27 protein-coding genes, 3 tRNA genes and 1 pseudogene are annotated in these 26,414 nt (G+C 34.8%); 24 read left to right on the top strand and 7 right to left on the bottom strand.

Annotated elements, in window-relative coordinates; genetic code table 11:
* The first annotated feature begins 73 nt into the window (after window positions 1–73).
* From ACZZ9T_RS03135 to ACZZ9T_RS03110, 6 genes are all read left to right on the top strand, one after another.
* Window positions 74–328, top strand: coding sequence for a FeoA family protein (locus ACZZ9T_RS03135; protein WP_463429936.1), 255 nt, complete (start codon window positions 74–76; stop codon window positions 326–328).
* Window positions 328–2,361 carry a ferrous iron transport protein B gene (feoB, locus tag ACZZ9T_RS03130; protein ID WP_463440881.1) on the top strand — a complete coding sequence of 678 codons (2,034 nt, stop codon included), beginning with the start codon at window positions 328–330 and terminating at the stop codon, window positions 2,359–2,361. The genes ACZZ9T_RS03135 and feoB overlap by 1 nt, the downstream gene beginning before the upstream one ends.
* A 274-nt stretch (window positions 2,362–2,635) precedes the next feature.
* The gene (gene glmM / locus ACZZ9T_RS03125; protein ID WP_463440880.1) at window positions 2,636–4,018 is read left to right on the top strand and encodes a phosphoglucosamine mutase; all 1,383 of its coding nucleotides are present in this window, start codon (window positions 2,636–2,638) and stop codon (window positions 4,016–4,018) included.
* Between the two features lie 39 nt (window positions 4,019–4,057).
* On the top strand, window positions 4,058–4,282 hold the full coding sequence (locus ACZZ9T_RS03120; protein WP_463440879.1) for a DUF2683 family protein: 225 nt from the start codon (window positions 4,058–4,060) through the stop codon (window positions 4,280–4,282).
* Entirely contained in the window at window positions 4,266–4,565 is a 300-nt protein-coding gene (locus ACZZ9T_RS03115; protein ID WP_463440878.1) for a type II toxin-antitoxin system RelE/ParE family toxin, read from the top strand. Before ACZZ9T_RS03120 ends, ACZZ9T_RS03115 begins: the two co-directional genes overlap by 17 nt.
* Window positions 4,566–4,632: 67 nt before the next feature.
* On the top strand, window positions 4,633–6,006 hold the full coding sequence (locus tag ACZZ9T_RS03110) for a tetratricopeptide repeat protein (RefSeq protein ID WP_463440877.1): 1,374 nt from the start codon (window positions 4,633–4,635) through the stop codon (window positions 6,004–6,006).
* A 120-nt stretch (window positions 6,007–6,126) separates the two neighbouring features.
* Here the strand turns inward: ACZZ9T_RS03110 and ACZZ9T_RS03105 are convergent, their stop codons facing one another.
* Genes ACZZ9T_RS03105 through ACZZ9T_RS03095 form a run of 3 tightly spaced genes read right to left on the bottom strand, consistent with a single transcriptional unit; the run spans window position 6,127 to window position 8,090 of the window.
* Window positions 6,127–7,011, bottom strand: a complete 885-nt coding sequence (locus tag ACZZ9T_RS03105; protein ID WP_463440876.1) for a DMT family transporter — start codon at window positions 7,009–7,011, stop codon at window positions 6,127–6,129.
* Window positions 6,998–7,651 carry a leucyl/phenylalanyl-tRNA--protein transferase gene (gene aat, locus ACZZ9T_RS03100; RefSeq protein WP_463440875.1) on the bottom strand — a complete coding sequence of 218 codons (654 nt, stop codon included), beginning with the start codon at window positions 7,649–7,651 and terminating at the stop codon, window positions 6,998–7,000. The genes ACZZ9T_RS03105 and aat overlap by 14 nt, the downstream gene beginning before the upstream one ends.
* 55 nt (window positions 7,652–7,706) lie before the next feature.
* Window positions 7,707–8,090 carry a DUF3127 domain-containing protein gene (locus ACZZ9T_RS03095; RefSeq protein ID WP_229983009.1) on the bottom strand — a complete coding sequence of 128 codons (384 nt, stop codon included), beginning with the start codon at window positions 8,088–8,090 and terminating at the stop codon, window positions 7,707–7,709.
* A gap of 175 nt (window positions 8,091–8,265) precedes the next feature.
* On the opposite strand from ACZZ9T_RS03095, the gene ACZZ9T_RS03090 reads away from it, so the two are divergent.
* From ACZZ9T_RS03090 to ACZZ9T_RS03035, 12 genes and pseudogenes are all read left to right on the top strand, one after another.
* Window positions 8,266–8,347: transfer RNA gene (locus ACZZ9T_RS03090), tRNA-Leu, on the top strand.
* Between the two features lie 8 nt (window positions 8,348–8,355).
* A tRNA-Gly gene (locus tag ACZZ9T_RS03085) sits at window positions 8,356–8,431 on the top strand.
* A gap of 6 nt (window positions 8,432–8,437) precedes the next feature.
* Window positions 8,438–8,521, top strand: a tRNA-Leu gene (locus ACZZ9T_RS03080).
* A 444-nt stretch (window positions 8,522–8,965) separates the two neighbouring features.
* On the top strand, window positions 8,966–9,715 hold the full coding sequence (locus ACZZ9T_RS03075) for an energy transducer TonB (RefSeq protein ID WP_463440874.1): 750 nt from the start codon (window positions 8,966–8,968) through the stop codon (window positions 9,713–9,715).
* A gap of 127 nt (window positions 9,716–9,842) precedes the next feature.
* A complete protein-coding gene (gene miaB, locus ACZZ9T_RS03070; protein WP_463440873.1) occupies window positions 9,843–11,279 on the top strand; it encodes a tRNA (N6-isopentenyl adenosine(37)-C2)-methylthiotransferase MiaB in 1,437 nt (478 codons plus the stop codon).
* A 43-nt stretch (window positions 11,280–11,322) separates the two neighbouring features.
* Window positions 11,323–11,808, top strand: a pseudogene (locus ACZZ9T_RS03065) (DUF1016 N-terminal domain-containing protein); the annotation flags it as partial.
* Between the two features lie 60 nt (window positions 11,809–11,868).
* Window positions 11,869–12,432 carry a PDDEXK nuclease domain-containing protein gene (locus ACZZ9T_RS03060; RefSeq protein ID WP_463442973.1) on the top strand — a complete coding sequence of 188 codons (564 nt, stop codon included), beginning with the start codon at window positions 11,869–11,871 and terminating at the stop codon, window positions 12,430–12,432.
* On the top strand, window positions 12,416–12,844 hold the full coding sequence (locus ACZZ9T_RS03055) for a hypothetical protein (protein ID WP_463440872.1): 429 nt from the start codon (window positions 12,416–12,418) through the stop codon (window positions 12,842–12,844). Before ACZZ9T_RS03060 ends, ACZZ9T_RS03055 begins: the two co-directional genes overlap by 17 nt.
* 90 nt (window positions 12,845–12,934) lie before the next feature.
* Window positions 12,935–14,218, top strand: a complete 1,284-nt coding sequence (locus tag ACZZ9T_RS03050) for a sigma-54 interaction domain-containing protein (protein ID WP_463440871.1) — start codon at window positions 12,935–12,937, stop codon at window positions 14,216–14,218.
* Between the two features lie 11 nt (window positions 14,219–14,229).
* Window positions 14,230–14,931 carry a hypothetical protein gene (locus ACZZ9T_RS03045; protein ID WP_463440870.1) on the top strand — a complete coding sequence of 234 codons (702 nt, stop codon included), beginning with the start codon at window positions 14,230–14,232 and terminating at the stop codon, window positions 14,929–14,931.
* Window positions 14,932–14,949: 18 nt separating this feature from the next.
* Window positions 14,950–15,471 (top strand): LPS assembly lipoprotein LptE, encoded by a 522-nt coding sequence (gene lptE, locus ACZZ9T_RS03040; protein ID WP_463429922.1) that lies wholly within the window; start codon window positions 14,950–14,952, stop codon window positions 15,469–15,471.
* 1 nt (window position 15,472) lies between these two features.
* Window positions 15,473–17,569, top strand: a complete 2,097-nt coding sequence (locus ACZZ9T_RS03035; protein ID WP_463440869.1) for a hypothetical protein — start codon at window positions 15,473–15,475, stop codon at window positions 17,567–17,569.
* Between the two features lie 54 nt (window positions 17,570–17,623).
* On the opposite strand, the gene ACZZ9T_RS03030 is transcribed toward ACZZ9T_RS03035, so the two are convergent.
* From ACZZ9T_RS03030 to ACZZ9T_RS03015, 4 genes are all read right to left on the bottom strand, one after another.
* Window positions 17,624–18,235: a DUF4126 domain-containing protein gene (locus ACZZ9T_RS03030; RefSeq protein ID WP_463440868.1), complete on the bottom strand. Its 612-nt coding sequence runs from the start codon at window positions 18,233–18,235 to the stop codon at window positions 17,624–17,626.
* Window positions 18,236–18,313: 78 nt separating this feature from the next.
* Window positions 18,314–18,688: a ribonuclease P protein component gene (gene rnpA, locus ACZZ9T_RS03025; protein WP_463440867.1), complete on the bottom strand. Its 375-nt coding sequence runs from the start codon at window positions 18,686–18,688 to the stop codon at window positions 18,314–18,316.
* The gene (locus ACZZ9T_RS03020; RefSeq protein WP_463440866.1) at window positions 18,675–19,412 is read right to left on the bottom strand and encodes a tRNA threonylcarbamoyladenosine dehydratase; all 738 of its coding nucleotides are present in this window, start codon (window positions 19,410–19,412) and stop codon (window positions 18,675–18,677) included. Before ACZZ9T_RS03020 ends, rnpA begins: the two co-directional genes overlap by 14 nt.
* Window positions 19,405–20,031, bottom strand: a complete 627-nt coding sequence (locus tag ACZZ9T_RS03015; RefSeq protein WP_463440865.1) for a TatD family hydrolase — start codon at window positions 20,029–20,031, stop codon at window positions 19,405–19,407. Before ACZZ9T_RS03015 ends, ACZZ9T_RS03020 begins: the two co-directional genes overlap by 8 nt.
* Before the next feature lie 95 nt (window positions 20,032–20,126).
* Between ACZZ9T_RS03015 and ACZZ9T_RS03010 the strand changes: the two genes are divergently transcribed.
* From ACZZ9T_RS03010 to ACZZ9T_RS02985, 6 genes are all read left to right on the top strand, one after another.
* A complete protein-coding gene (locus ACZZ9T_RS03010; protein ID WP_463429916.1) occupies window positions 20,127–20,756 on the top strand; it encodes a TetR/AcrR family transcriptional regulator in 630 nt (209 codons plus the stop codon).
* 97 nt (window positions 20,757–20,853) lie between these two features.
* Window positions 20,854–21,849, top strand: coding sequence for an outer membrane protein assembly factor BamD (locus ACZZ9T_RS03005; RefSeq protein ID WP_463440864.1), 996 nt, complete (start codon window positions 20,854–20,856; stop codon window positions 21,847–21,849).
* A 41-nt stretch (window positions 21,850–21,890) separates the two neighbouring features.
* Window positions 21,891–22,214 carry a DNA-directed RNA polymerase subunit omega gene (locus ACZZ9T_RS03000; RefSeq protein ID WP_129535667.1) on the top strand — a complete coding sequence of 108 codons (324 nt, stop codon included), beginning with the start codon at window positions 21,891–21,893 and terminating at the stop codon, window positions 22,212–22,214.
* A 122-nt stretch (window positions 22,215–22,336) separates the two neighbouring features.
* Window positions 22,337–23,536, top strand: coding sequence for a bifunctional phosphopantothenoylcysteine decarboxylase/phosphopantothenate--cysteine ligase CoaBC (gene coaBC, locus ACZZ9T_RS02995; RefSeq protein WP_463440863.1), 1,200 nt, complete (start codon window positions 22,337–22,339; stop codon window positions 23,534–23,536).
* Between the two features lie 120 nt (window positions 23,537–23,656).
* The gene (porD, locus tag ACZZ9T_RS02990; protein WP_463429914.1) at window positions 23,657–24,559 is read left to right on the top strand and encodes a type IX secretion system protein PorD; all 903 of its coding nucleotides are present in this window, start codon (window positions 23,657–23,659) and stop codon (window positions 24,557–24,559) included.
* Between the two features lie 69 nt (window positions 24,560–24,628).
* On the top strand, window positions 24,629–26,278 hold the full coding sequence (locus tag ACZZ9T_RS02985; RefSeq protein WP_463440862.1) for a DNA repair protein RecN: 1,650 nt from the start codon (window positions 24,629–24,631) through the stop codon (window positions 26,276–26,278).
* The last annotated feature ends 136 nt before the right edge of the window (window positions 26,279–26,414 follow it).

The following is a 26,414-nucleotide window of genomic DNA, read 5'->3' as shown; positions in this document are numbered from 1 at the left end:
TTTATTCTGGAAGCAATATGTTATTTAGATTAAATTTAAATAGAGTATATTTGCAGGTACAAAAATGTAGGTATTGAGAGATAACTATTCACAGACATTAAGCAGATTTCCTAAGAATAAACTTGGGAAAATTTTGGGCTATAATAATGATCATCTGAAGATGCCCAACAAAATCATAGAAATGGGGCTTTTGCCTGAAACTGTTTTCAGAATTCTGTATCAGGCTCCTTTCAATGGTCCTTTGTACATAGAGTTTGGTGAAGAAAAAAGCAGGATTGCGTTGCGAAAAGAAGAAGGTGAGTTTATCATGGTTGAAGACTGGAATTAATGCAGGAAAAAAATAAAAAACAGGTACTTTTAGTAGGAAACCCAAACGTTGGAAAATCAACAGTTTTCAATGCCTTATGCAATAAAAAACAAAAGACCGGAAACTACGCAGGTGTCACTGTTTCAAGCCATTCGGGAACTTATATCTATAAAAATGAAAAAGTTGAGGTTGTAGATCTTCCGGGATCATATAGCATTTATCCAAGTTCAGAAGATGAGGCTATCTTTTCTAAATTTCTTTTGGAAGGTCAGAAAGATTTTGCGGGAGTTATCTATATTTTAGAAGCTTTAAGTTTAAAGAGAGGTCTGCTTTTATTTCAGCAGATTCAGGATTTGGGAGTTCCCATGATTCTGGTTGTTAATCAGGTAGATCAGGCAGAAAGAAGAGGAATTAATATTGATATTCAAAAGTTTTCTGAAGCACTCAACATCAAAATTATTCAGACAAACGCAAAAGAACAGTTAGGAATAGAAGCTATACAGGAAGCAGTTCTGAATAATGATTTTACCAGAACAGAAAAACCTTCATTTGAAATTCCTTCTGAGCACAAAGATTTTTTACATAAAATTTCTGCGCACAATCAGTTTGAAAATGAATACAAGGCATGGATGAGCCTATCTGTAGAAGCAGATTTGAATAAATTGGCCTCCGCAACAGATTTAATCAATGATCCGGAAGCTAAAAGTTTGGTTCCGAAAAGATTACAGGTTCAGGAAGTGGTGAGAAGATACCAGAATATTGATAAGATTTTAGCTAATGTTATTTCTAAGAAACCTCAGTTCAAAGAACTTTTAACAGAAAAATTAGATAAGATTCTGGTTCATTCTTTCTGGGGATACGTTGTGTTCTTATTTATTTTGCTGATTATCTTTCAGAGTGTTTTTTTCATTGCAGAATATCCAATGAATTGGATTGACGAATTATTTTCCTGGCTTTCAGCATTTAGCGGAGAGCATTTGCCGGAAGGTCCCATCAATTCATTAATTTCAGACGGTATTATTCCGGGATTAGGAGGAATCATCATCTTTGCGCCACAAATAGGAATTTTATTATACTTCCTTTATCTTTTGGAAGATTCGGGATATATGGCAAGAGTTATTTTCTTGATGGACAGGTTTTTACGTCCGTTTGGTCTGAATGGCAAAAGCATCGTTCCATTGGTTTCCGGAACAGCATGTGCAATTCCTGCCGTGATTTCAACTAGAAATATTGAAAACTTCAGAGAAAGATTGCTGACGATTCTGGTAACACCATTTATGACGTGCTCTGCGAGACTTCCGGTGTACAGCATCATCATTGGATTAATTATTTCAGACAAAACCATCCTTGGAATTCAATATAAAGCTTTGGTGCTTTTGGGAATGTATCTGCTGGGATTTTTGGTAGCATTACTTTCTGCAGCAATCCTGAAAGGCTTTATTAAAAATAAAGGAAATACTTATTTGGTAATGGATTTGCCAACCTATAAAAAGCCGCTTTTTGGGTACGATTTGAAAATGGTTTTAGGTAAAGTCTGGGAATTTATTACCGGAGCCGGAAAAATTATATTCATTGTAAGCATAATCATTTGGTTTTTGAGTTATTTCGGACCCAAACAAAGTCGGGATCAAATGGTCGCTACAGACGTAGAGCTGGATCATTCTTATTTAGCCAAAATGGGAAAAGCAATTGAGCCGGCAATTGCACCTTTAGGATATGACTGGAAAATGGGAGTGGGAATTCTGACGAGTTTCGTAGCAAGAGAAGTTTTCGTAGGAACAATGTCTACATTATACAGCTTGGATGACGAAGCTCCGGAAGGAAAAGTAATCGATAAAATGAGACACGATGTGAAACCGAATGGCGAAAAAGTATTCAGTTTTGCAACAGGTATTTCAGTTTTATTGTTTTATGCGTTTGCCATGCAATGCGTTTCTACCGTTGCAGTAGTTTACAGAGAAACGAAAAGCTGGAAATGGACTGGCTTTCAGGTGGTAATGATGACCGGTTTGGCATATTTTGTGTCATTAATAGCTTATCAAATCTTAAAATAATGGATTCTTCCTTAATTTTTCAATATATAATCATCTTTTTGGCAGTAGCATTTGCCTGTTATTCACTGTTCAGGATCATCAGAAAGAATTTTGCTCCCAAAAAATTTGATTCTAAAAGATCAGGTTGTGATAACGATTGTGGATGTTCATAACATCCCTTATACTTAAAATTTTAGGATAAGTTTTCGAAGTTGAAAACAACTTACTAACGTTAAGCATATTTCATAATTCATTCTTTCTTTAATTCGTATTTTTGCAAAAACATTTTTAAAGTATGTCATTAATAAAAAGTATCTCCGGAATCAGAGGAACGATTGGTGGAAAAGTAAATGATAACTTGACACCGCTTGATGTCGTAAAATTTGCTTCAGCATTCGGATCTTGGCTTCAGAATCAAAGAAATAAAAAAGATTTAACCCTAATTATTGGTCGTGATGCAAGAATTTCAGGATCAATGGTTAATTCTCTGGTGACTGCTACTTTGCAGGGATTAGGAATTAATGTAGTGGATCTTGGACTTTCTACGACGCCAACTGTTGAGATCATGGTTCCCGAATTGAAAGCTGACGGAGGAATTATCCTGACCGCTTCTCACAATCCGAAACAATGGAATGCGCTGAAGCTGTTAAATGAAAAAGGAGAATTCATCAACGGAGAAAATGGCGCTGAAGTTTTAGCATTGGCGGAAAATGAGGATTTTAATTATGCTGAAGTTGATGATTTAGGAAAATACGAAACTAGAGATGATGCTTTCGATATTCATATCCAGCAGATTCTTGATTTGCCGATGGTAGATGTTGAAGCTATTAAAGCTAAAAAATATAAAATCGTTGTAGATGCAGTAAATTCTACAGGCGGTATTGCAATTCCGATGCTTTTAGATAGATTAGGTTGCGAAACAGTAAAATTGTACTGCGAACCAAACGGACAGTTCCCACACAATCCTGAACCTTTGAAAGAACATTTAGGAGATATTTGTGAATTAGTAATCAAAGAAAAAGCAGATTTTGGTGTTGTAGTGGATCCGGATGTAGACAGATTGGCTTTGGTAGATGAAAACGGAGAAATGTTCGGAGAAGAATACACGCTTGTTGCTGTAGCTGATTACTTGTTGAAAAACAAAAACGGAGTTGCTGTTTCAAACCTTTCTTCAAGCCGTGCATTGAGAGATGTTGCCAAGACGCATAATTCAGAATACTTTGCAAGTGCTGTAGGAGAAGTAAATGTGGTGAATTTAATGAAAGAAAAAAATGCCGTAATTGGTGGTGAAGGTAATGGTGGAATTATTTACCCGGAACTTCACTACGGAAGAGATTCTTTAGTGGGTGTTGCTCTGTTTTTAACTCATTTGGCTAAAGAAAACAAAACGGTTTCAGAATTAAGAGCTGGCTACCCAAGTTATTTCATGGGAAAAAAGAAAATAGAACTTACCCCTGAAATAAATGTAGATGATCTTTTAACTAAAATGGAAAAAGAATATCAAAATGAAGAGGTATCTACGGTAGACGGAGTGAAAATAGATTTTGAAAACAATTGGGTGCACCTTAGAAAATCTAATACAGAACCAATTATCAGAATTTATACGGAGGCCTTCTCACAAGAAGAAGCCGACAAATTAGGGGATGATATGATTGCGAAGATAAAAAGTTTGATTTAAATTCAGAATTTTTGTACATTTAATATAGAAAATAGTACAATGACAATTACCATTAATCCTAAAAACAAAAAAGAACTTGCCAAGATAAAAGCAATCTTAAAGGCAGTGGAAATTGATTTTGTGGAAGAAAGTCCAGATGAAGATTGGTATGACGAACTTTCAGATGCTGAAAAAAAATCAATAGAATTAGGACTGAAAGATATTGAAGAAGGTAGAGTAGCTGCTCATCCTGAAGTAAAAAAGCTTTATGAAAAGTGGTTATAAAATTGTTTGGTCTAAGCATGCATTAAATGAATTAGAAGAAATAATTGAATATCTAGAAAATAATTTTACCGATAAGGAATTGAGAAGATTAGCCATAGAGATTGAGAGAAATTTGAATTTAATTTCTGAAAATCCAATGATTTTTTCAAAAACGGAAAAATTAGATATTCGTAAAGTGGTTGTGGCAAAGTATAATACACTATACTATAAAATAGAAAGTGAGAAGATTAAAATCATTTCATTTTTTTCAAATCGACAAAATCCTAGCAATAGGAAATTTTAATTAAAAAAAGTTTTTTCGAAGTTTATAAAATAATTTTAAACATTGAAAATAACGCTGAGATACTATATTGGAAGAATATTTTGGAAATGAACTTGTAAAAAAGTTCGAGGAAATGATGGAAAATAATGATGAATTCTACTTCGATACCGAAGAATTAGATGATATTATTGTGTACTATCTGGAGTTGGGAGATTTTAATTACGCTGATGTGGCGGTAACTTACGGTCTCAAACTTCATCCCAATTCTTTAGATATCAAGATCAAAAAACTTGAAGTGCTTCTAGAATGGGAAGATTATAATACAGCGAAAGAAATGATCAACGAGTTAAAAGGTTCTTCTATGGAGAATACAGACTTTTTGGTATGCTACGCAAAGTATTATTCGAATTTAGGAAATCCTAAAAAAGCAATTGATATTTGCAAAAAAGCTTTAGAATTAAATGAAGAAGAGAACTTCCTGAATAATTTTATAGCAGATGAATATGTCAATTTAGGAGATCCGTTTAACGCTCTTAAGTATTACCAGCAGGCATTGAAAGAAGATCCTACGGACGAATATTCGTTAGAAAACGCAATGATCTGCTTCAGTGATTTGAATAAGAGTGAGGAAGCTATTGCTTTTCTGAATGACTATCTGGATAATTTTGCCTACTCAGAAGTAGCATGGAGCGAGTATGGGCAGTTTTATTTTAACAGAAAAAACTACGAGGAAGCGATCAAAGGTTTTGATTATATGTTGGCGATCAATTCCAGTGCTGTTGGGGTTTATGCAAGTAAAGCAGCTTGTTATGAAGCTTTAAATCAGTACAAAAAAGCAATTGAAGTGTATGAAGAAATGCTTGAGTTGGAATATACAAAAGCTTTCACATTTTATAAAATCGGATTATGCTACAAAGCATTGAGACAGCCGACGATCGCTTTGAACTATTTTCAAAAATCATTGAGAGAAGATCCTCAGTTTTATCTTGCGATGATGGAGCAATCGTACTTATACGAAGAAATGGGCGGAATGCCGGAAGCTTTGCATTTTGCAAGAGAGGCTACTTTGCTGAATGACGGAAACCTTGAGTATCAGAAACGACTGGCGTTTTTGTTCATCGATTCTGGAAGGTTTGAAGAAAGTCTTTCCTGCCTGAAAAAACTGGTAGATGCAGAACCTTCAAGATTTTACAATTGGTATGCATACACTGAGGTATTGATGTTGGTAGGAGAATATGAGGAGGCTGTAACCGTTTTGATTTCGGCTTTAGAACATCACAACCGTGCAGAACTGTATTATCAGCTGAGTAACTGTTATTTCAATTTAAAAAATACCAGCAAAGGTGCTGAAACTCTAGATAAAGCATTAGGGCTTGATCCTTCATTAATCACCGATATGCAGAAAAAATATCCGTACATCAAAGATGAAGTAAAGAAAGCTAAAGTGAAGAAAAAGAATTAAGATATCTGAAAATAAGATTTTGAAGATGGAATATTTAATTTCGATTCAAGATCAAATGTTTCATCTTAACTAATCTTTTTTGAAAAATTTAAATAAAATAATCCTGCAGCAATGCGGGATTTATTTTTGAACAACAGTTTTAGCTCTTAAAAAGATTAAACCTGCAATAATGACACCTGCTCCTGCAAATTGTAAGATGGTCATTTTTTCACCATCTAAAATCCCCCAGATAATCGCAACGATCGGCATCAGTAAAGTGACCGTGGAAGCAAAAAGCGGAGTTGAAACTTTCAACAAACGATAATTCATCATCATTGCCAATCCTGTTCCGAAAACGGAAAGCAAACTCACAAACGTCAATCCGATCATATTTTCTTTTGAAAAGGTAAACGTTGAAATGAATCCTGTAGAAATTAATGCAAAAAGTGAAGGTAAAAATAAAACGAAAGAAAATACAAACGCCGACAAAACAGTTGAAGAAACATCCATTAATTTAGATTTAACTGTAGTTGTACTGATTGCATAACATAATGTTGCCAAAAGCAAAAGTAAAATAGGAAAAATTTTAAACTTAGATTCATCTCCGCCTCCAAAAGCAAGAATACAGACTCCGGTAAAACTTATGAAAATTCCGGTCATTTGTCTTTTTGTAGTTTCAAATTTCCAGAATAATGTACCTACAATAATCACAAAAATAGGCATCATCGAATTGATAATTCCGGCAATACTGCTGGTGATTTCTTTCTCTGCTATAGGAAATAAGAACATCGGTATAAAATTTCCTGTAAAAGCCGCCAAAATAAGCCATTTTAAATGTTTTTTAGGAAACATTTTGTATTTTGATATGGCGATAGGCATCAGAATAATTCCTGCAATCAATACTCTTAACGCTCCGACCTGATACGGAGTAAAATGGTCTAAGGATTTTTTAATTAAAATAAATGATGATCCCCAAATAATACTGAGAATGATCAGAAGAATCCATTTTTCTTTATCTGCGTTCATTATTTTCGTGTAGAGTTTTTAGAAATTCTTTTTTAGAAATCATTTTTGCCCCCAAACTTTCCAGATGGTCGGTGTGAGATTGACAGTCGATCAATGCAAACTCATCTTTGTAAGTTTCCACGAAATGAATAAATCCTGCTTTTGAAGCATTGCTTACTTTAGCAAACATACTTTCTCCGCAAAAAACTTTTCCAACCTGCAGACCATAAAATCCGCCAACCAGCTCATTGTTTTGCCAAACCTCAACGCTTCTTGCCAAACCAAATTCGTGAAGTTTAATAAATGATTCCATCAATTCATCTGAAAGCCATGTGCCGTCTTGCCCTTTACGGCGGGCAATCTGACAGTTTTTTATTACTTCTTTAAAATTTTTATTTTCTGTGAATGTAAAAACATTGTTGTTCAAAATTTTCCTCATCGATTTTGAAATTTTTAACTCGTCAGGAAAAAGAACAAAACGAGGATCGGGACACCACCAAAGAATTTCTTCGTCAGGATTGAACCAAGGGAAAATACCATTCTGATAGGCAAACCAAATTCTTTCCATAGACAAATCGCCGCCAAAAGCAATAATGCCTTCGTGTCCGTCATAATGCAGCGGATTGGGAAATGAAATTTCGTTTGGATCTAATCGAATCATAGGTGAAAAAAATCCCACTTAAAAAGCGGGATTGTATTGATTGTATGCTTATTTATTAAAAAGGTAAATCGTCATCGTCGTCTCCGGCAAAAGGATTTTCGTTAGATACCGGGGATGCAGATTGTTGAGATGATGCCTGAGTTGGCTCAGAACCTGTACCGCCATCCATAACTTTTTCTACTCTCCATCCGGTAATCGAGTTGAAATATTTGGTTTCTCCTTGTGGCGAAACCCATTCTCTACCTCTGATGTTAATTCCAACCTTTACATTTTCTCCTTCTTTCAAAGCATCCAAAAGATTTATTTTATCCTGTAAAAACTCAATGTTTATGGGCTGTGGATATTGCTCTTGTGTAAGAATAACCATTTCTCTCTTTTGAAAACCACTTGCAAATGTTTGAACATCAGTGATTTTCTTTACCGTACCTTGTAATTCCATATCGTAAATATTAACTTTGTAAAAGTAATAAAATGAAATGTAATACAAATGCATCACCAGCAAATTTTACAAAAAAATAATTTTTTTTATGAAAACTCTTGCAAATAAAAATAATTGCCCTATATTTGCACTCACAAAAACGAAAGAAGTTCTTTAAAATAAACTCAATAATAATGCGGATGTGGTGTAATTGGTAGCCACGCCAGACTTAGGATCTGGTGCCGTGAGGCGTGGGGGTTCGAGTCCCTTCATCCGCACAAATTATGCGAAAATAGCTCAGCTGGTAGAGCACAACCTTGCCAAGGTTGGGGTCGCGGGTTCGAGTCCCGTTTTTCGCTCCACACCATGCCCTGGTGGTGGAATTGGTAGACACGCAGGACTTAAAATCCTGTATCCGCAAGGATGTACGGGTTCAAGTCCCGTCTGGGGTACTTTAAAACGCTGTTAATCTTATGATTATCAGCGTTTTTTTTATGATTAATTTAAAATGTTTTGTCTATAAAGTTTCTGAGCATTAATGATAGAATTATGGATAAATTTTCCCATTATAATGAAATGTTTTGAATACATTTATAATTAAATAATTATTAAACTTTACACTTTTCGGGTAAAGTTTTTTTATGGAATGATCTTACATTTTATCTTTGCCAAATCGTGAATTGTTCTTTTTGAATGTATGGATAAAAAGGATTGACTATTTCCATTAATGCCAATTTAAATGAAAAAATATTCTCTTTAAGTTTTACCCAAGTTTAAATCCAAAATTCATGGATGGAGTGGATGATTCAAAATATGCATTAAAATAGTAACAGAAAATGTGTAGCCATTAATTTGAATATATTATCAACGTAGATTTATGACAAATACTTATGATCATGATTAAAAAAATCACATTTTCTATTTCTGTATTGCTCTTCTCATTACAAGTATTGGGACAGGAAGTGATGGAAAAATTTCCATTAGGACAAAATCCTTATGAAGGTGGAGATGTTCAGTTTTATAAAGACTTTCATCAGATAGTTTTGGAAAAAGGATTTAAGCCCTGTGAAAATAAAAATGAATTTCACTTACTTCAATTAGTTGTCTATGAAGATGCCACTGTAAAATATGTAAAAACTGAATCTAATAATGAATCTCCTATCCAAAACAAATGTGCTTTTGAGCTCAGTTTAGAGGTTATAAAGCATATGGATAAATGGAAACCGGCAATAGTTGATGATGTTAAAAAAACTGCTATAGCCTCTTTTTTTATTTTTCCAGATGCATTATTTGATAAATATGAGTCAGGATATTTACCACAAAATTACAATGATACCGCAGGATTCGGAAAAAAAGAAGAATTATCTGGCGGAGTAAATGCTTTCCGGGCAGAAGTTGGTAGAAATGTTGATTTGGGAGGTTTTATCTGGAATAAACCTTTTAAATTAGTCGTTACATTTGTAGTTAATAGAGAAGGAAAAATAGAACAGCTCAAATTAGATGAATCTTCTGGAAACGCAGAATTTGATAAAAGAGTTCTTGATGGAATCAGAAGTATTAGAAAAAAATGGAGTCCAGGTAAGATTCATGGGCAGCCTGTTAATGTTAGATTTCGACTTCCTTTAAATTTTACACCACCAGAATAATTCCTGCCATTCTGTCACAATATTTTGTATCTTTGTACACTTAAATAATTCAGGTTTTTAAATTTTTTGGTTCTGATTTTTATCTTAATTACTAAAGAATTAAACCTTGAATATCAAAAAGATTATCGTGCAGGAAAAATATATAGACGAGACCAAACAAGGCGAAGCTTTTGCCATTGCTGAGAAAACAGGAAATTCTAAAAAATTGTTTTTAGAAAGCTATGGTTGTCAAATGAATTTCTCTGATTCTGAAATTGTCGCATCGATCCTCAATGATCAGGGATATAATACAACACTGAAAGTTGAAGAGGCAGATCTGATTTTATTAAATACCTGCTCTATCCGTGAAAAGGCTGAGCAAACCGTGAGAATGCGTCTCGCTCAGTTTAAAAATCTTAAAAAAGAAAGACCCAGCATGACTGTTGGCGTTTTGGGTTGTATGGCTGAAAGGCTTAAAACTAAATTTTTAGAGGAAGAGCAGCTTGTAGATTTGGTTGTAGGTCCGGATGCGTACAGAGATTTACCCAATCTTTTAAAAGAAACCGAAGACGGGAGAGATGCGATCAACGTAATTCTTTCCAAAGAAGAAACGTATGCAGACATTAATCCTGTTCGTTTGGGCGGAAATGGAGTTACTGCTTTCGTGACGATTACCAGAGGTTGTGATAATATGTGTACTTTCTGCGTAGTTCCGTTTACCAGAGGCAGAGAAAGAAGTCGTGATCCTCATTCAATTTTGGAAGAATGTAAAAGTCTTTGGGAAAGCGGTTATAAAGAAATTACCCTTCTGGGGCAAAACGTAGATTCATATCTTTGGTATGGAGGTGGCCCCAAAAAAGATTTCGTAAAAGCATCAGAAATGCAGAAAGCGACAGCTGTTGATTTCTCAAAACTTCTTGATTCCGTTGCTAAAGCTGTTCCTCAGATGAGAATCAGATTTTCAACATCTAATCCTCAGGATATGAGTCTGGATGTTTTCAGAACCATGGCAAAACATGATAACATTTGCAATTACTGTCATCTTCCGGTACAGAGCGGAAGCAATAAAATGTTGGAAGCCATGAACAGACAACATACCCGCGAAGAATATTTGGAATTAATTAATAAAGCAAAAGAAATCGTTCCCGATATTTCTTTTTCCCAGGATATGATTATCGGTTTTTGTGGTGAAACTGAAGAAGATCATCAAGATACGTTAAGCTTGATGAGAGAAGTAGAATTCGACTACGGTTATATGTTTTCCTATTCTGAAAGACCGGGAACTCCTGCTCACAAAAAAATGGATGATAATATTCCTGCTGATGTAAAACAAAGACGTTTGGCAGAAGTGATTGCTCTACAGGGCGAGTTATCAAGAAAAAGAATGCAGGGTTATGTAGGTAGAGTGCACAGTGTCTTGATTGAGGGAATCTCAAAGAAAAACAAAAACCAATGGAAGGGCAGAAATTCTCAAAATGCAGTATGCGTTTTTGATATGTTGGAAGGCCAGAAATTAGGTGACATTGTGGATGTTTTTGTATTTGGTAATACACAGGGCACACTTTTAGGCGAAACTGTGAAATAATTTAAAAGGTTTAAATATTAATTTTAAAATTATTTAATAGTTAATGAGCAATCTGCAATCAAAAGAACTTTTTCAGAGTATTTCTGCATTATTAGAAAATGCCAGAAAGAAAGTGGTTGTTGCTGTAAATCAGACAATGGTTCTCACTTATTTTGAGATTGGCAGAATGATTGTGGAAGATGAGCAAAACGGAGAAAACCGTGCGGAATATGGGAAAGCTGTAATCAAAGATTTATCATCTCATTTAACTAAAAGGTTTGGAAAAGGATTTTCTGTAGAGAATTTAGATCGAATGCGATTTTTTTATAAAATTTATTCCGAAACAAATTCCGTCAACACTGTTGACGAATTCTCAAAACCAAATTTCGTCAATATCTTCGACGAATGTAGAAAAAGAACAAAAACCCACTGAATTTTTAAAATCAGGCAGACAACATCTGCTAATTTCAATCTCTCATGGTCGCATTATTTAAAATTGATGCGGATAAAAGACATTAATGAAAGAAAATTCTATGAAATAGAAAGTTTTAAAAATAACTGGAGCTTAAGAGAATTACAGAGACAATACGATTCAGCACTGTACACAAGATTGTCTCTAAGCAAAAATAAAGAAGAAATCATTCAGCTTTCCGAAAAAGGACAAATCTTAGAGAAGCCGAAAGATCTCATCAAGGATCCTTACATTCTGGAGTTTCTTGGCTTACGAGAACAATCAAATTATTCTGAAAATGATTTGGAAAGCGGCTTGATTGATAAATTAGAACATTTTCTCTTGGAATTAGGGAATGGCTTTACGTTTGTCGCACGACAGAGCAGAATTACTTTTGATGAAAAGCACTTTAAAATCGATTTGGTTTTTTACAACAGAATTTTGAAATGTTTCGTTTTAATTGATTTGAAAATTGGCGAACTAAAACATCAGGATATCGGGCAAATGCAGATGTATGTAAACTTTTACGATAGAGAGGTAAAACTAAATGACGAAAACAAAACCATAGGAATTATTCTTTGTCAAGATAAAAGTGAAGCTTTGGTACGCTATACTTTGCCGGAAGATAATGAGCAGATTTTTGCAAGCAAATATCTTACTGTTTTGCCAAGCAAAGAAGATTTTATTAATATTTTAAATTCAGACAATGGAAAAATTACATAAATATTGCCTGAGTGTATTGTTGGTAATAGTCTGCAGTAATATTTCGGCACATACCAACAATGAATCTATAAAAAATATTGACTGTAAGCAGTTCTACAAAATCTACAGTCAGTTTTTAAATTATGAATTTGAAGGCTCAAAAGAATTTTGTTTAAAAGAGAAATCAACTCGCAATTTTACAATAAACCATAAGCGAAACGCAGTCGATCTTTTCGGAAATTCTATTTCAGAAAAACAACAAAACAATTCTTATTATAAAAATTCGGGAGATGATTTTTCTGTAAAAGAAAAACATCACAAAATCCTGAAAAACTTCGAGAAACAGAGCAAACAAAATGATTTTGCTGAAAATATTTACTTTAAAAGTAAAGTTGCAAAAATTAGAAATAAAGATGATTTAGATTTAAAATAGAACTTAGAAACATTACGATGACAAATCTTTTAAAACGGTTATACTCATCAATTTCAAAATCTATATTTTTTTAATCTTTAAATCAAGAAAATGGCAGACTTACAATCTATAAAAGCACGTTTTGGAATCATTGGGAATTTTCCGGCGTTGAATCGTGCTCTCGAAAAATCTATACAAGTAGCACCTACCGATATTTCTGTTCTGGTGATCGGGGAAAGTGGTGTTGGGAAAGAATTTATTCCCAAAATTATTCATTCAGAATCAAAAAGAAAACATCAGCCTTATATTGTTGTCAACTGTGGAGCAATTCCTGAAGGAACAATTGATTCCGAACTTTTCGGGCACGAAAAAGGCGCATTTACAGGTGCAACTGCAACCAGAAAAGGCTATTTTGAAGTGGCAGATGGCGGAACGATATTTTTGGATGAAGTGGGCGAATTGCCTTTGCAGACGCAGGTGCGTTTGCTCAGGGTTTTAGAAAGCGGAGAATTTATGAAAGTGGGTTCTTCACAGGTTCAGAAAACCAATGTGAGAATTGTTGCGGCAACCAATGTCAACATGATGAAAGCAATTCAGGACAGCAGATTCCGTGAAGATTTATTTTATCGTTTGAATACCGTTCAGATTGATATGCCTGCTCTAAGAGAAAGAAAGGGTGATATACACTTGCTTTTCAGGAAATTTGCCATTGATTTTGCAGAAAAATACAGAATGCCGGAATTGCAATTGGAATCTGGTGCGGTACATTATATCGAAAATTATGCTTTTCCCGGAAACGTGCGGCAGCTGAGAAATTTGGTCGAACAAATGACCGTTGTGGAAACCGAGAGAAGTGTAACCGTAGCAAAACTAGCAGAATATATTCCGATGGATTCTCATTTGCCGATGGTTGTAAATCATCCCAATGCACATAAACAGAATGATTTCGGAAACGAAAGAGAAATTATGTATAAGATTCTCTTTGATATGAGGAATGATATTAATGATTTAAAATCCTTAACTTCGGAACTGATAAAAAACAGGGGAACTTCAGACCTGAGCAATCAGGAAAAGAATCTGATTAACAGGATTTACACTCCTGAACCGCAGCAAAATGCGAGTCCAAATTCTTTGCTGTTTTTTGAAAATAATAATAGTCAGAACGTTCAGAACCCGACCATAATTTCAAATTCTGAAGACCATTACGAAGACTTTGAAGACATTGAAGTAGAAGAAAACAGACCCGAGTCTCTTTCACTTCAAAACAATGAAAAAGATTTGATTATCAAAGCATTAGAAAAGCACAATGGGCGGAGAAACAAAGCGGCAGACGAGCTCGGAATTTCGCAGAGAACTTTATACAGAAAAATAAAACAATACAACTTAGAAGACTAAATCATCAAATTATGAATGTAAATTTTACTGCAAAGCCAATCAATTTTAAATTGAGTGACTACATGAGCAAAGGCTTTGAACTTTTGAAAAAAGATTTCGGAAACATTTTTGTAGCATTTCTATGCTGTCTTGTGATGGGAATCATCCCGTTCTGCGGAATGTTGGGTGCCGGAAATTTTTATCAATATCTAAGAAAAGTAAACAAAGGTCAACAGGCAAGTCCTGGAGATATTTTTAATTTTGATAAATTCATGCCGTATTTTATGCTTCAGTTGATTATTATTGGGGGCATTATAGCTATTTATATTCCATTATTCATAATTTCAATTCTTGCAGGAGCATTAAATGGGGGCGAGCCATCGGCTTGGTTTTCAATTGTGATGATTCCCTATGTTATTTTTATATACGTAGCAATCTTCTATTTTATACTGAAAGGATTTTACATTCCCGCATTAATTTCACTCAAAGACGTGACAGATCTCAAAACTGCCTGGAATGCCTCAAAAATCATGACAAAAGATAATTTGCTATCCATATTCTTATTTTCATTGGCAGTAGGAATACTTTCTCAGATAGGAATTATCGCCTGTGTGATTGGTGTGCTTGTTACATTACCTTATATGTACGTCGCCAACTATTTTGCATACGAAGATGCAATGAACCAAATTGAGCGCGATGAGATTTCAGAAATTGGAATCCAAGAAAAATATTAAGATTTTAAAAATTTTGTAATGAGTCAGTTGAAACACCTAGTTCTATTAATAATTTGTGCCGGATTTTTAAATTCATGCTACACCTTTACCGGATCGTCATTGAAAGATGAGAAAACGGTACAGATCAATGAGTTTCCGAACAATGCCCCTTTGGTAAATCCTACTTTATCACAGCAGTTTTCAACGGATATTCAGAACAGGTTTTTACAGAGAACGACTCTTAAAGGGACAAAAGAAAATCCTGATATTTTAATTGAAGGGGAAATTACTGATTATTCTATTACCCCGACTACCATCAGTTCTACAACGCAGAATACCGCTGCAGGAGTTATTCAGGATTCGCAGAATAAACTGACCATTACCGTAAAAGTACATTACGAAAACAAATTGCATCCTGATTTGAGTTTCGACAGAACGTATTCGGATGAGGCGGTTTTCAACAGCAGTTTGTCTCAAAGTACGATAGAAACTTCTCAGGTGAAAATTGCAACAGACAGAATTATCAACAAAATATTTAATGACATCGTAGCGAATTGGTAAGATGATACATACTAGAGTTTTAGAATTATTAAAAAATCCGAAAAATATTCAGTCAGAAGATCTGCATCTTTTGAAAGAGGAAATCAATTCTTTCCCGTATATTCAAAATATCAGAGCGCTTCATCTTTACGGGGTTCATCTTTACGACAGAGAAAATTATCAGAAAGCACTTTCTGCAACGGCGGCTTACACTACGGATAAAAAAATATTGTATCAGCTGATCAACGGTAAAATTCAACAGATTAAGCCTGAGATTATTGAAGAAAATCTGAAAATTATTCCTGAAGTAACTGAAAATCAAAATGAAATAAAAGAAACTCTTGTTGAAAATAAAAGTGAACAGCAGGAAAATCCGATACGAAGTGTTGTGAAAAGTTTCTCAAATCATGATTACGAAGCTACAGAAAGTCTTATTCTTGAAAAACCTGAAATTAAACATTTGTTTGTGGAAGGCGAAAGGAACAGAATTTTATTTGAAGGTGAAGAAAATTTCTTAAATGAAGATAATAACGAAACCATTGATATTGAATCTACCCTAGAATCTGGAGTGATTGTAACTCATAAACCTGTTTCTAATACAAATGAACTCAGTGAAACAGACAAAGAAGAAGTGATTATTGCTGAAGAATTAGCATCAACTCCTTCTGAGATAACGGCTGATGAAACTTCTATTGTGCCAAAAACGCAGGTTGAAGAAATTACAGATAATTCTGAATTAAATTTAGAAGAAATTTTACCTGAATCTGATTTTAATGAAACAAAAAAAGTTGTTGAAGCTGCAAAGTCTGAGATAGTTATTGATGAAGCTACAACAGCTTCTGAAAAAGTAAATAATGAGAATGAGACAAGCTTTCAAGCCGTAGAATCTTTCACAACTGAAATTGAAAAACCAATTGAGGATACTATTCAGTCTGCATCAAAACCTGAACAAATTACCGAGGTTTTGAATCCGGAATTAATCATTGATGAAGAAAAAATAGAAACTAAACACGTTGCAGAAAAAATTAACAATGATTCAGAATTAAGTTTTCACGGAACAGATTCTTTCCTTCCTGAAGTCAAAATACAATCAAAAAACAATTCAGAAATATTACCATCCGAAACTCCGAAACCTAATGTCAATAAGCATGAAGACGAGATGCGACGCTTGATTGAAGAGGTGGAGAAAAGGATGAAAGCGAAAAAAGAAACTGCTCCGGAAAAGACAGAAGTAAATGATGAGGAAATAAATCACGACATCAGTTTTGCAGAAACCCAGGAGTTTCATGTAGGTGAAGAGCAGAAAGTAGCAGAGGAAGTGGTTGTAAAAACAGCCGAATCGATTGTAGAAGATGATCTTGAAGAAAAACAATCGGAAGAAAATATTGAGCCTTCAGAAGTAAAACCTGACACAGAAGTTGTTGTTTCTGCATGGAAACCGATGAGCTTTGAAACAAGCCGTCCGGATTCTTTGCTTGATAAACCTGTTAAATTGCTGCAATCAAATGAAGAAATTCAGAGCGTTGAAGAAACTCCAAAACCTGAAATACCTGTACAGGAAGAAATAGAAACTCCTGAAAAAAATATTTCAGAAAATTTAGAAGAGACAGAAGCTGGTCCCGAAGAGCAAAACGGTGAGGCTCCTGTAATGAATGTTTCATTTTTCGGTTCAGATATCGCAAGTTTAGGCTTGTCTTATAAATCTGATCAAAAAGAAAAAGCTGATGCCAAAGAGGAAGAAAAGAAAACTGCTCAACAAAAAATTGATGACAGTAATGTTCCGGGATTCATCAATACTTGGCAAAGCTGGTTAAAAATTGATCGTGCTGAAGAAACACCGGTTGACAAAACAGAGAGTAAAAATAAAGTCATTGAATCTTTTATTGAAAATAATCCTAGAATAAGCCAGTTAAAAGATGAGGTCAATTTCGTAGTAAAAGAAAAAACAGACGATATTTCACATTTGATGACCGAGACTTTAGCCAATCTGTATATCGAACAAAAGCTGTACTCTAAAGCGGTCAACGCATTTTTGGTTTTAGCCAACAAACATCCTGACAGAAAAGAATATTTCGAAGAAAAAATTAAGGAAATCAAAGACAACAGAGGCAAAAATTAAATCAGGATAAATTAAATATAAAACGGCAGAATTGATTTTCTGCCGTTTTTCTTTTTATGTATTTGTAGAACTAAAATCTTTTTTTTTCTTTAGCTTTCGCCAGGCTTTCCGACCTAAAACAACAACTATGACCAAGCTGATCACCGCAAACAATGCAGCAATTACGGGCGCTGCCATTGCTAAAATAGACATGATTCCCGCACCTGCAGTCTCTGTAGTTCCGACCACGGAGTTTCCAAGTCCGCCTGTTGTTGCAGTAGATGCTGCCCGAATTCCCGCAAACCCCGAACTGATCGTAGCCGCTGTTCCTCCACCTGCAATCAATGCCAATGCCCATTGCGGAAAAGTCCCCAGTTCTGTAAACTGACTGGCAAACAATACAGATCCGGCGACTGTTGCCATCGGAATAGAAATCGTGTCAAGCAAATGATCTACAAAAGGAATATAATACGCCAGAATTTCGGCAATCATGGCAATTCCTGTAGTAATTAAAGCAGGTAAGCTAGAAAGCCATTCGAAGCTTTCACTCATAGGAATCCAATGGAAATAAGAAGACAAACTTACTGCAAACATCGGCAAAAACACTCTGAATCCGGATGCAGCAGCCAATCCGATGCCAATAAAAGCACTCAGGATATAAGGTAAATAAGGAATTTGATCTAACATTTTAATTCGTCAATTGTTTCTTTAAAGCTACAAAAATTATAAATATTAAAATGTATGAAATCAATGGGAGAATTTACATCAGGATTTCTTCTGAGATTCACACAATTTAATAAACTGCGACTCAACATCCTGAAATTTCTTTGGTAATTCAGGAGAAACCCAAAACAGCATCGCCGTGGTTTTCTCACCAAAATATTCTTTAAATAATTCTTTATTCAGACGGTAACATTCTCTCAAAAGTCTTTTAATGCGGTTTCTGTGTACTGCTTTCTTGAAATATCTTTTAGAAACGGAAACTCCAAGTTTCACATTGTCTGTCAGCAGGTCTGGATGATTTTTCAGGATAATAATTCGCAGATTTCCGCTGTTTTTCCACTTGCCTTTTTCAAAAAGCAAGGTGATTTCATCCTTTTTTTTAAGTTTTTCCTCTTTGGGATATTTAAAGCTCTGCATCAGACTTTTTCACTAAATGAGTGATGACTTCCGCCGCCGCATACAATCCGAAAATCGCAGGAATATAACTGATAGTTCCATAGAAAGAACGTTTGTAATTGCTTCCGTCTGTCATTTTCAGGCTGTCTTCATCTTGGATTTCGCTCGAAAAAACACATCGGATGCCTTTGTCTATTTTTTCTTTCTTCAGTCTTTTTCTTACCTGTTTCGCAAGATGACATTCTGCAGTTTTATGGATGTCTCTTACCATTACTTTTGAAGGATCAGATTTTCCGCCGGCGCCCATTGAGCTTACAATTTTGATCTTTCTTCTTTTCGCAGCAATAATCAGGCTTACTTTCGGAGTAATGCTGTCGATACAGTCTAAAATATAATCGAATTGACCGGCATCAAGAACTTCACCCATTCTTTCAGGGTTTAGAAATTCATTGATTTTTACCAGCTCAAGCTGTGGATTGATATCCATAAGTCTTTCTGCAACAACTTCCACTTTATGTTTTCCAACCGTTGAATGAAGAGCAGGTAGTTGCCTGTTGATATTCGTAATGTCTACCGTGTCACCGTCTACAATTGTCATTTTTCCCACTCCGGCTCTTGCCAGAAACTCTGCGGCAAAAGATCCTACACCACCTAAACCTACTACCAGAACAGCTGCATTATTCAATGTATGAATACCATCTTCTTTGATCAGAAGCTCTGTTCTTTCCAGCCAAAACTTATCCATTTTTTATCGTTTCTAAATTTTCTACAATTTGCCTTTGGAGCTCGTCTATTGATATTTTCTTGATTTCCGAAACTTTCTGATACAAATCTTTGATGTCAAAATCTTCATTATCAGTTTCTAAAAAGAGTTTATCTAAAGGAACCGTTTTCAAAGTATCCTGCAAAGATAGATGATACAAAACAGGTTTCCCAAAACTCAGATAAAAATTATTCTTCAGAAGGTCATCTGCGACGCTTTGTTTTTTATTAAAACCATGAATAATCATTGCTTGTTCAGATTTTTTTCGGAAAGAAATAACTTCATAAAATTTCTTTACACAATGAATGATTAAAGGTTTTCGAATCTCATTTGCCAGCTGAATTTGCTTTAAAAAAACATCTTCCTGTATTTTCCTGTCTACAGAAATTAATCCGTCAAGTCCGCACTCGCCAATTGCAAAACAATTCTCATTGATAACAGATTGTAACCATTTGAATTGATTTTCAGTATTTTCGGACTGGATATCATGAGGATGAATACCTGCCGAATATAAATTGCCGGAAGGTTGGCTTCCTGTTTGCAGATTATAAATTCCGAAAGGAAAATTTATTTTATGATGATGAAAATCAAAAAAATTCATAATCAAAAATACAACAAATAAAATGTCACTAAAAATTATTAAACGTTCGTTTATAAAATGCGTAATAATTTCTTAACTTTACTAAAACGGCATACATGGGAAAAAAATTTACCGACAAACAAATACATATATTAAATATCGCTGAAGAGTTAATCGCAAAGAAGGGTTACGAGGGTACTTCAGTAAGAGACATTAGCTCAAAAGCCAACATTAATGTGGCAATGATTTCATATTATTTCGGCTCAAAAGAAAAGATGATGTCTTATCTTTATCAGTACCGGGTGTTGAAAACGAGAGAAAATTTTTCTGAATTTGCAGATACCATTAAAGAAGGAAAAGCCGAAATGCAGATGAAAGAAATGATCAAATATATAGTTGCACAGCTTTTCAAATATAATTATTTCCATGGTTTTGTAACTCAGGAATTGCGTCACACGGAAAATCTTAAAGATGAGCTTCTTGATTTTTATCAGTTATTCGTTAAAAAATTAGACGATGTCATTAAAAAAGGGGTGACTTCCGGAGTTTTCACCTTTACTCCAAAACCTGAAGATATTCTGACAACCATTATTGGATCTACCCTTTTTGTGATTCGTAATAAAAATTTCTACGAACTGTATGTTCCTCATAAAGACGAAGAAGCTTACATCAAAGAAGCGGAAAAAAAAGTGAGAATGAATCTTCTGATGAATATTTTTGCCGTTTTGGGATACGCAGCCGACTAATTTTGCGTTAAATAATCATAAAAAAAAATCTTTTAGCAAAAAAGTTATATTTTTGCAAATTAATAGGTCGGTAAAACCGACAACTGTTGAACTTTATATGAAGAAATATATTTTAGGTATTTTTGCGATAGCTGTCATTTCGGCGTGCACCAGTCAGCAAGACAAAGCGATGAAAAGCGCGGATAAAACTTTTATCCTAAAGGCTGCAAATGAAAATTTCGCTAAAAAGAAATGGAAAAATGCTTTGGCTCTTTACGACAGACTTCCCAATCTTGTTGCAGGTACAGATGATGCCCCAAACGTGGTTTTCAACTCTGCGTATGCCAATTATTACGATAAAAACTACAAACTGGCAGGTCATCAGTTCAAAAATTTTGCGGTAAGTTTTCCTCAGGATAACAGAAAAGAAGAGGCGTCATATATGTCTGCTTTGTGTTACTACAATGGTTCTATGGATTATAACTTAGATCAGACGAGTACAGAATTGGCGATTAATGAGCTTCAGGATTTCCTGACCAATTACCCGAATTCTGAAAGATCAAAAAACATCAATACGTTGATTGATGAGCTTTCCTATAAATTGGAATTTAAAGCCTACGAAAATGCTAAGCAGTATTACAAAATGGCTAATTATAAATCTACAGATGTCGCTTTTGAAAATGTTTTGGAAGATTTTCCAAGTACAAAGCTTCGTCCGAAGATCTATGATTATATGATGAAATCTCGCTATCTTTTGGCACAAAACTCTGTTTACGAATTGAAAGATGAGCGTATCGAAAGAGCACTGTCTTTCACAAGAATGGTTGAAAAAGAACTTCCGAACACAGAATATTCTAAGACCGCTTTAGATCTTAGAGGGAAACTGGAAAAGGAAAAGAAAGATTTTGTTATCGTAAAAAAACAAACAGAGGAAAGAATTGCCATACTAACAGCCAAACAAAAAAAGATGGTTGAAAAAATGGCTGAAGATTCAAAAACTGAAAAGCAAATCAAAGATCAGGTGTCTAACGAAAAGCAGGCAATGCAGATTCAGAGAGACAGCGCAGCGTTGCAAACACCTCCGCCCGCAGCGACTTTCAGAATCCAAAGATAATTCGTAAATTTGCCACCTTATAAATAAATAATTTTCTGAAAATGAGTGTAAAAGATACAAAAGCAGAAGTAAATACTATTACTTACGATAAAGATAAGATTGAAGAGAAAGTAGGTTCAATCTATGAAGCTATTGTTATCATGGGGAAGAGAGCTGAGCAGATCAACGCAGAAATTCGTACAGAATTACACAATAAGCTTGACGAGTTTGCGGTTCACAATTCTACATTGGAAGAAGTTTTTGAAAACAGAGAACAGATTGAGATCTCTAAACATTACGAAAAACTTCCAAAGCCAACTTCTATCGCTATCCAGGAATGGCTAGACGGTGAAGTGTACTTTAGAAAGACTGAAGAGAGAAACTAATCACTTAGGTGATTTTTATACATGAAGGTCATAAAGAAATTATTTTCTTTATGACCTTTGCTGTTGCTGTAAGTTTCAGGTCTTACAAAAAAGAAGTATTTTAGTGCTTTAAAATAATCTACATGGATATTTCCGGGAAAAAGATTCTTATTGCCGTCTCTGGTGGAATTGCCGCTTACAAAATTCATTTTCTTATCAGAGATTTTGTGAAAAAAGGTGCAGAAGTTCAGGTAATCATGTCTCAGGATGCAGAGCATTTTGTAACAAAGCTGAGTCTTTCCACTTTATCTAAAAATCCGGTTTATACAGATTTTTATGGCGACAACGGAACATGGAACAGCCATGTAGAATTGGCGCTTTGGGCAGATGTCATCATTATGGCTCCCTGTACGGCAAATACTTTAGCCAAAATGGTTCATGGGATTTGTGATAATTTAATCATTGCGACTTATATGTCTGCAAAGTGTCCTGTTTTTATTGCTCCTGCAATGGATCTGGATATGTATCAACACCCTTCAACCAGACAAAATTTAGAATTGGCAGAAGATTACGGTCACATGGTAATTCCTGCAGAAAGCGGTGAGTTAGCAAGCGGACTGGTTGGTCAGGGAAGAATGGCAGAGCCGGAAACGATTTCAAAAGCGGTAGAAGATTTTTTTAGTTTAAATAGTGAAACCTTAGCTGGTAAAACAGTTTTGATAACTGCGGGACCAACCTATGAAGCGATCGATCCTGTGAGATTTATAGGCAATCATTCTTCAGGAAAAATGGGATTTTCTATAGCTGAAGAAGCTGCAAAACGAGGTGCAAAAGTGATTTTAATTTCAGGACCGACATCTTTGAATTCTAAGCATGAAAACATAAGCATCCACAGAGTTACTTCTGCAAAACAAATGTTTGATAAAGTATTTGAATACTATGATGGAATTGATGTAGGAATTGCCAGTGCAGCCGTTGCAGACTATGCTCCCAAGGAAGTTGCTACAGAAAAGATCAAAAAAAATGATGACACCTTAACCATCGAGTTGATTAAAAATCCGGATATTCTGAAAACAATGGGCGAGAAAAAAGCACATCAGTTTCTGGTAGGATTTGCTCTTGAAACTCAGAATGAAGAAGAAAATGCAAAAGGAAAGCTGGAAAAGAAAAATCTGGATATGATCGTTCTCAATTCCCTTCGTGATGATGGTGCAGGCTTTAAGAATGACACGAACAAAATAAAAATTTTCACCAAAACTGATAAAATAGAGTTTGAACTGAAATCAAAAGAAAATGTAGCAAAAGATATTCTCGATTATATTGAAGCTCAGATTTTAAAATAATTTTTATAAATTTCCGTTCTCAACATTTAGATTATAATGAAACCGCTTTGATTGATTTTGATTCTCAAAATACTTATATAAGTGATAACATATAATCTTTAAAACAATATTTAGCTATACATGAAAAAATATACGATACTTTTATTTTTACTTCTGTTTTTCAATTTCAGTTTCTCTCAGGAACTTTTGGCTACAGTACAGGTAAATTCTCAACAAATTCAGGGAAGTAATCAACAGGCATTTAAGGCGTTGGAGAAAAGTCTCAGAGACTTCATCAACAATACAAGCTGGACGGGCAAAAAGCTTCAGAATTTCGAAAAAATTAAATCAAATTTTGCCATCGTTTTGTCTAGCAGAGATGGCAACAGATACACTGCCCAGATTGTCGTTCAGGCAGTTCGTCCGGTTTTCAGCTCAACTTACGAATCTCCGCTTTTAAATCTTCAGGATCAGAAATTTGCTTTTGAATATGTAGAAAACGAAAATTTGATTTTTAACGAAAGACAGTTTTCCGGAAAAAATTTAATAGATGTCATCAGTTTTTATGTGTACCTGATTTTGGGTTATGATGCAGACAGTTTCCAGTCTACCGGCGGAACGCAGTGGTTTACAAAAGCACAGCAGATTGCCCAGAATTCTCAGAATAGAGGGTATGACGGTTGGGGACAGATTAATGATCCGCGAAGCCGTTCGATTCTGATCGGAGAAATTTTGAACCCGAACATGAGCCAGCTTCGTCAAAATATGTATACCTATCACAGAGCGGGTTTAGACGGTATGTTTAATCAGGATCAAACGCAGTCTAAAAAAATTATTTTCGATGCTTTGATGCAGCTGAAGGTTTATGAAAATTCTTTTCAGCAGAATTATTTCTTTAATACATTTATCAATACGAAATATGATGAGATTTTCAACATATTCAATTCTGGTAACAATGGTGGAATTGTTTTAAATGACCTGAAACAACTGATGATTATCTTTGCACCCAAGTACACAGATAGCAGATGGAATAAGTGGAAGTAAGATACCCGATTCTTGAATTCTGAATTCTAAAATTTTATATTTGCAGTACAAAGAAATCTGCCACCTATCATGCTTTCGAGAATATACATTAAAAATTTTGCCCTCATTGATGCATTAGATGTGTCTTTGAAAAATGGTTTACAGGTAATTACAGGAGAAACCGGAGCCGGAAAATCAATCATTTTGGGAGCACTTCGATTGATTTTGGGAGAGAGAGCAGATCTAAAATCAATCTCAAAAACCGAAGAAAAAAGTATTGTCGAAACAGAGTTTGACCTGAATAACCAATTCAAAAAATTCTTTATCGAAAATGATCTCGATTACGAACATCAAACGATTATCAGACGGGAAATTTTACCTTCGGGAAAATCAAGAGCATTTATTAATGATGTTCCGGTAACTTTGGACGTGCTGAAAGAACTGACTTCACAGTTAATTGATATTCATTCGCAGTTTGAAACTTCAAATCTTTTTACCGCAGATTATCAGTTTAAAATTATTGACGGACTGTCGGATAATAAAAAGATTATTGAAGATTATCAACAGGACTTTTCAGAATTTCAAAGTTTAAAAACTCAGCTCAAAAAATTCCAGACACAACTATCAGAAAATACAAAAGAAACCGATTACAAACAGTTTTTACTGAATGAGCTGGAAGATATAAAATTGGATGATATAGATTATAATGAGGTGCAAAATCAGCTTTCTGTACAGGAAAATGCTGGGATGATTTCTGAAAATATTGCTCAGATTCTCTCAAGGTTCCATCAGGAAGAAATTGGAATTCTCTCTTTCTTTAATGAAGCTAAAAATAAGTTATCAAAAATTGCCGAAGTGTCCCATTCTTTCTCTGAACTGGATGAAAGGCTGGAAGGCTCTTTTGTTGAAATGAAAGATATTCTCTCAGAATTGGAAGACGAAGCCGAAAAAATTGAAATCAATCCGGAAAATTTAGTGATACTTTCAGAACTGAATAATAAAATCAATGCATTATTTCTGAAGCATAACGTTTCTGATATTAACGAATTAAAAGAAATCAGGGATCAATTATCAGGTGAACAAAAAGGAACGGCAGAAATTGAAGTCCATATTGCTGAGATTGAAGTCAACATCGCTAAAAAAGAAAAATCACTTCATTCTTTAGCCGAAAAACTTTCTAAAAACAGAAAGAAAAATGTTCCGGTCTTCATTAAAAAGGCGGAAGATTTACTGAAAAAATTAGGTCTTGAAAAAGCAAAAGTTGATATCGAACTAACCGATATTCCGGAGTTTAATCAGTTTGGAAAAGAAAATATCCAGCTTTTATTTCAGGCAAATTCCGGGTTTCCTTTAAAACCGATTCAGACTGCCATTTCTGGTGGCGAAAGATCTCGTGTGATGTTGGCGGTTAAGAAAATCATTGCCGAAAGTGATATGCTTCCTACGCTTATTTTAGACGAAATTGACACGGGAGTTTCCGGGAAAGTAGCCGAAGAAATCGGAAATCTGATGCGTGAAATGTCTCAGGATATGCAGCTGATCGTCATTTCTCACTTAGCACAGGTTGCTGCAAAAGGAAATGATAATTACAAAGTCGTGAAAGAAGATATCAACGGTAAAACGCAATCTACCATCATCACTTTAAGTGAAGAAGAAAAATTGAATGAGATTGCGCAGCTGCTTTCCGGAAGTAAGATTACGGAGGCGGCAATGGCGCAGGCGAGAGAATTGATTGGTTAAGAAAGAGTTGGATGTATTGGAATAAGAAAATTAATTTAAAAATTATTTATGATTATTTTTGTTATGCTTTTTTATAGGTTGTAAGGATAAAAACCGATCTATAAGAAGATTAAAACTAAAAACTACTTCATAAAGT

It is taken from the genome of Chryseobacterium sp. AC417, assembly GCF_979258215.1.
Note: the sequence above shows the minus strand (reverse complement) of the source record. Positions and strands in the feature narration are given on the sequence as shown.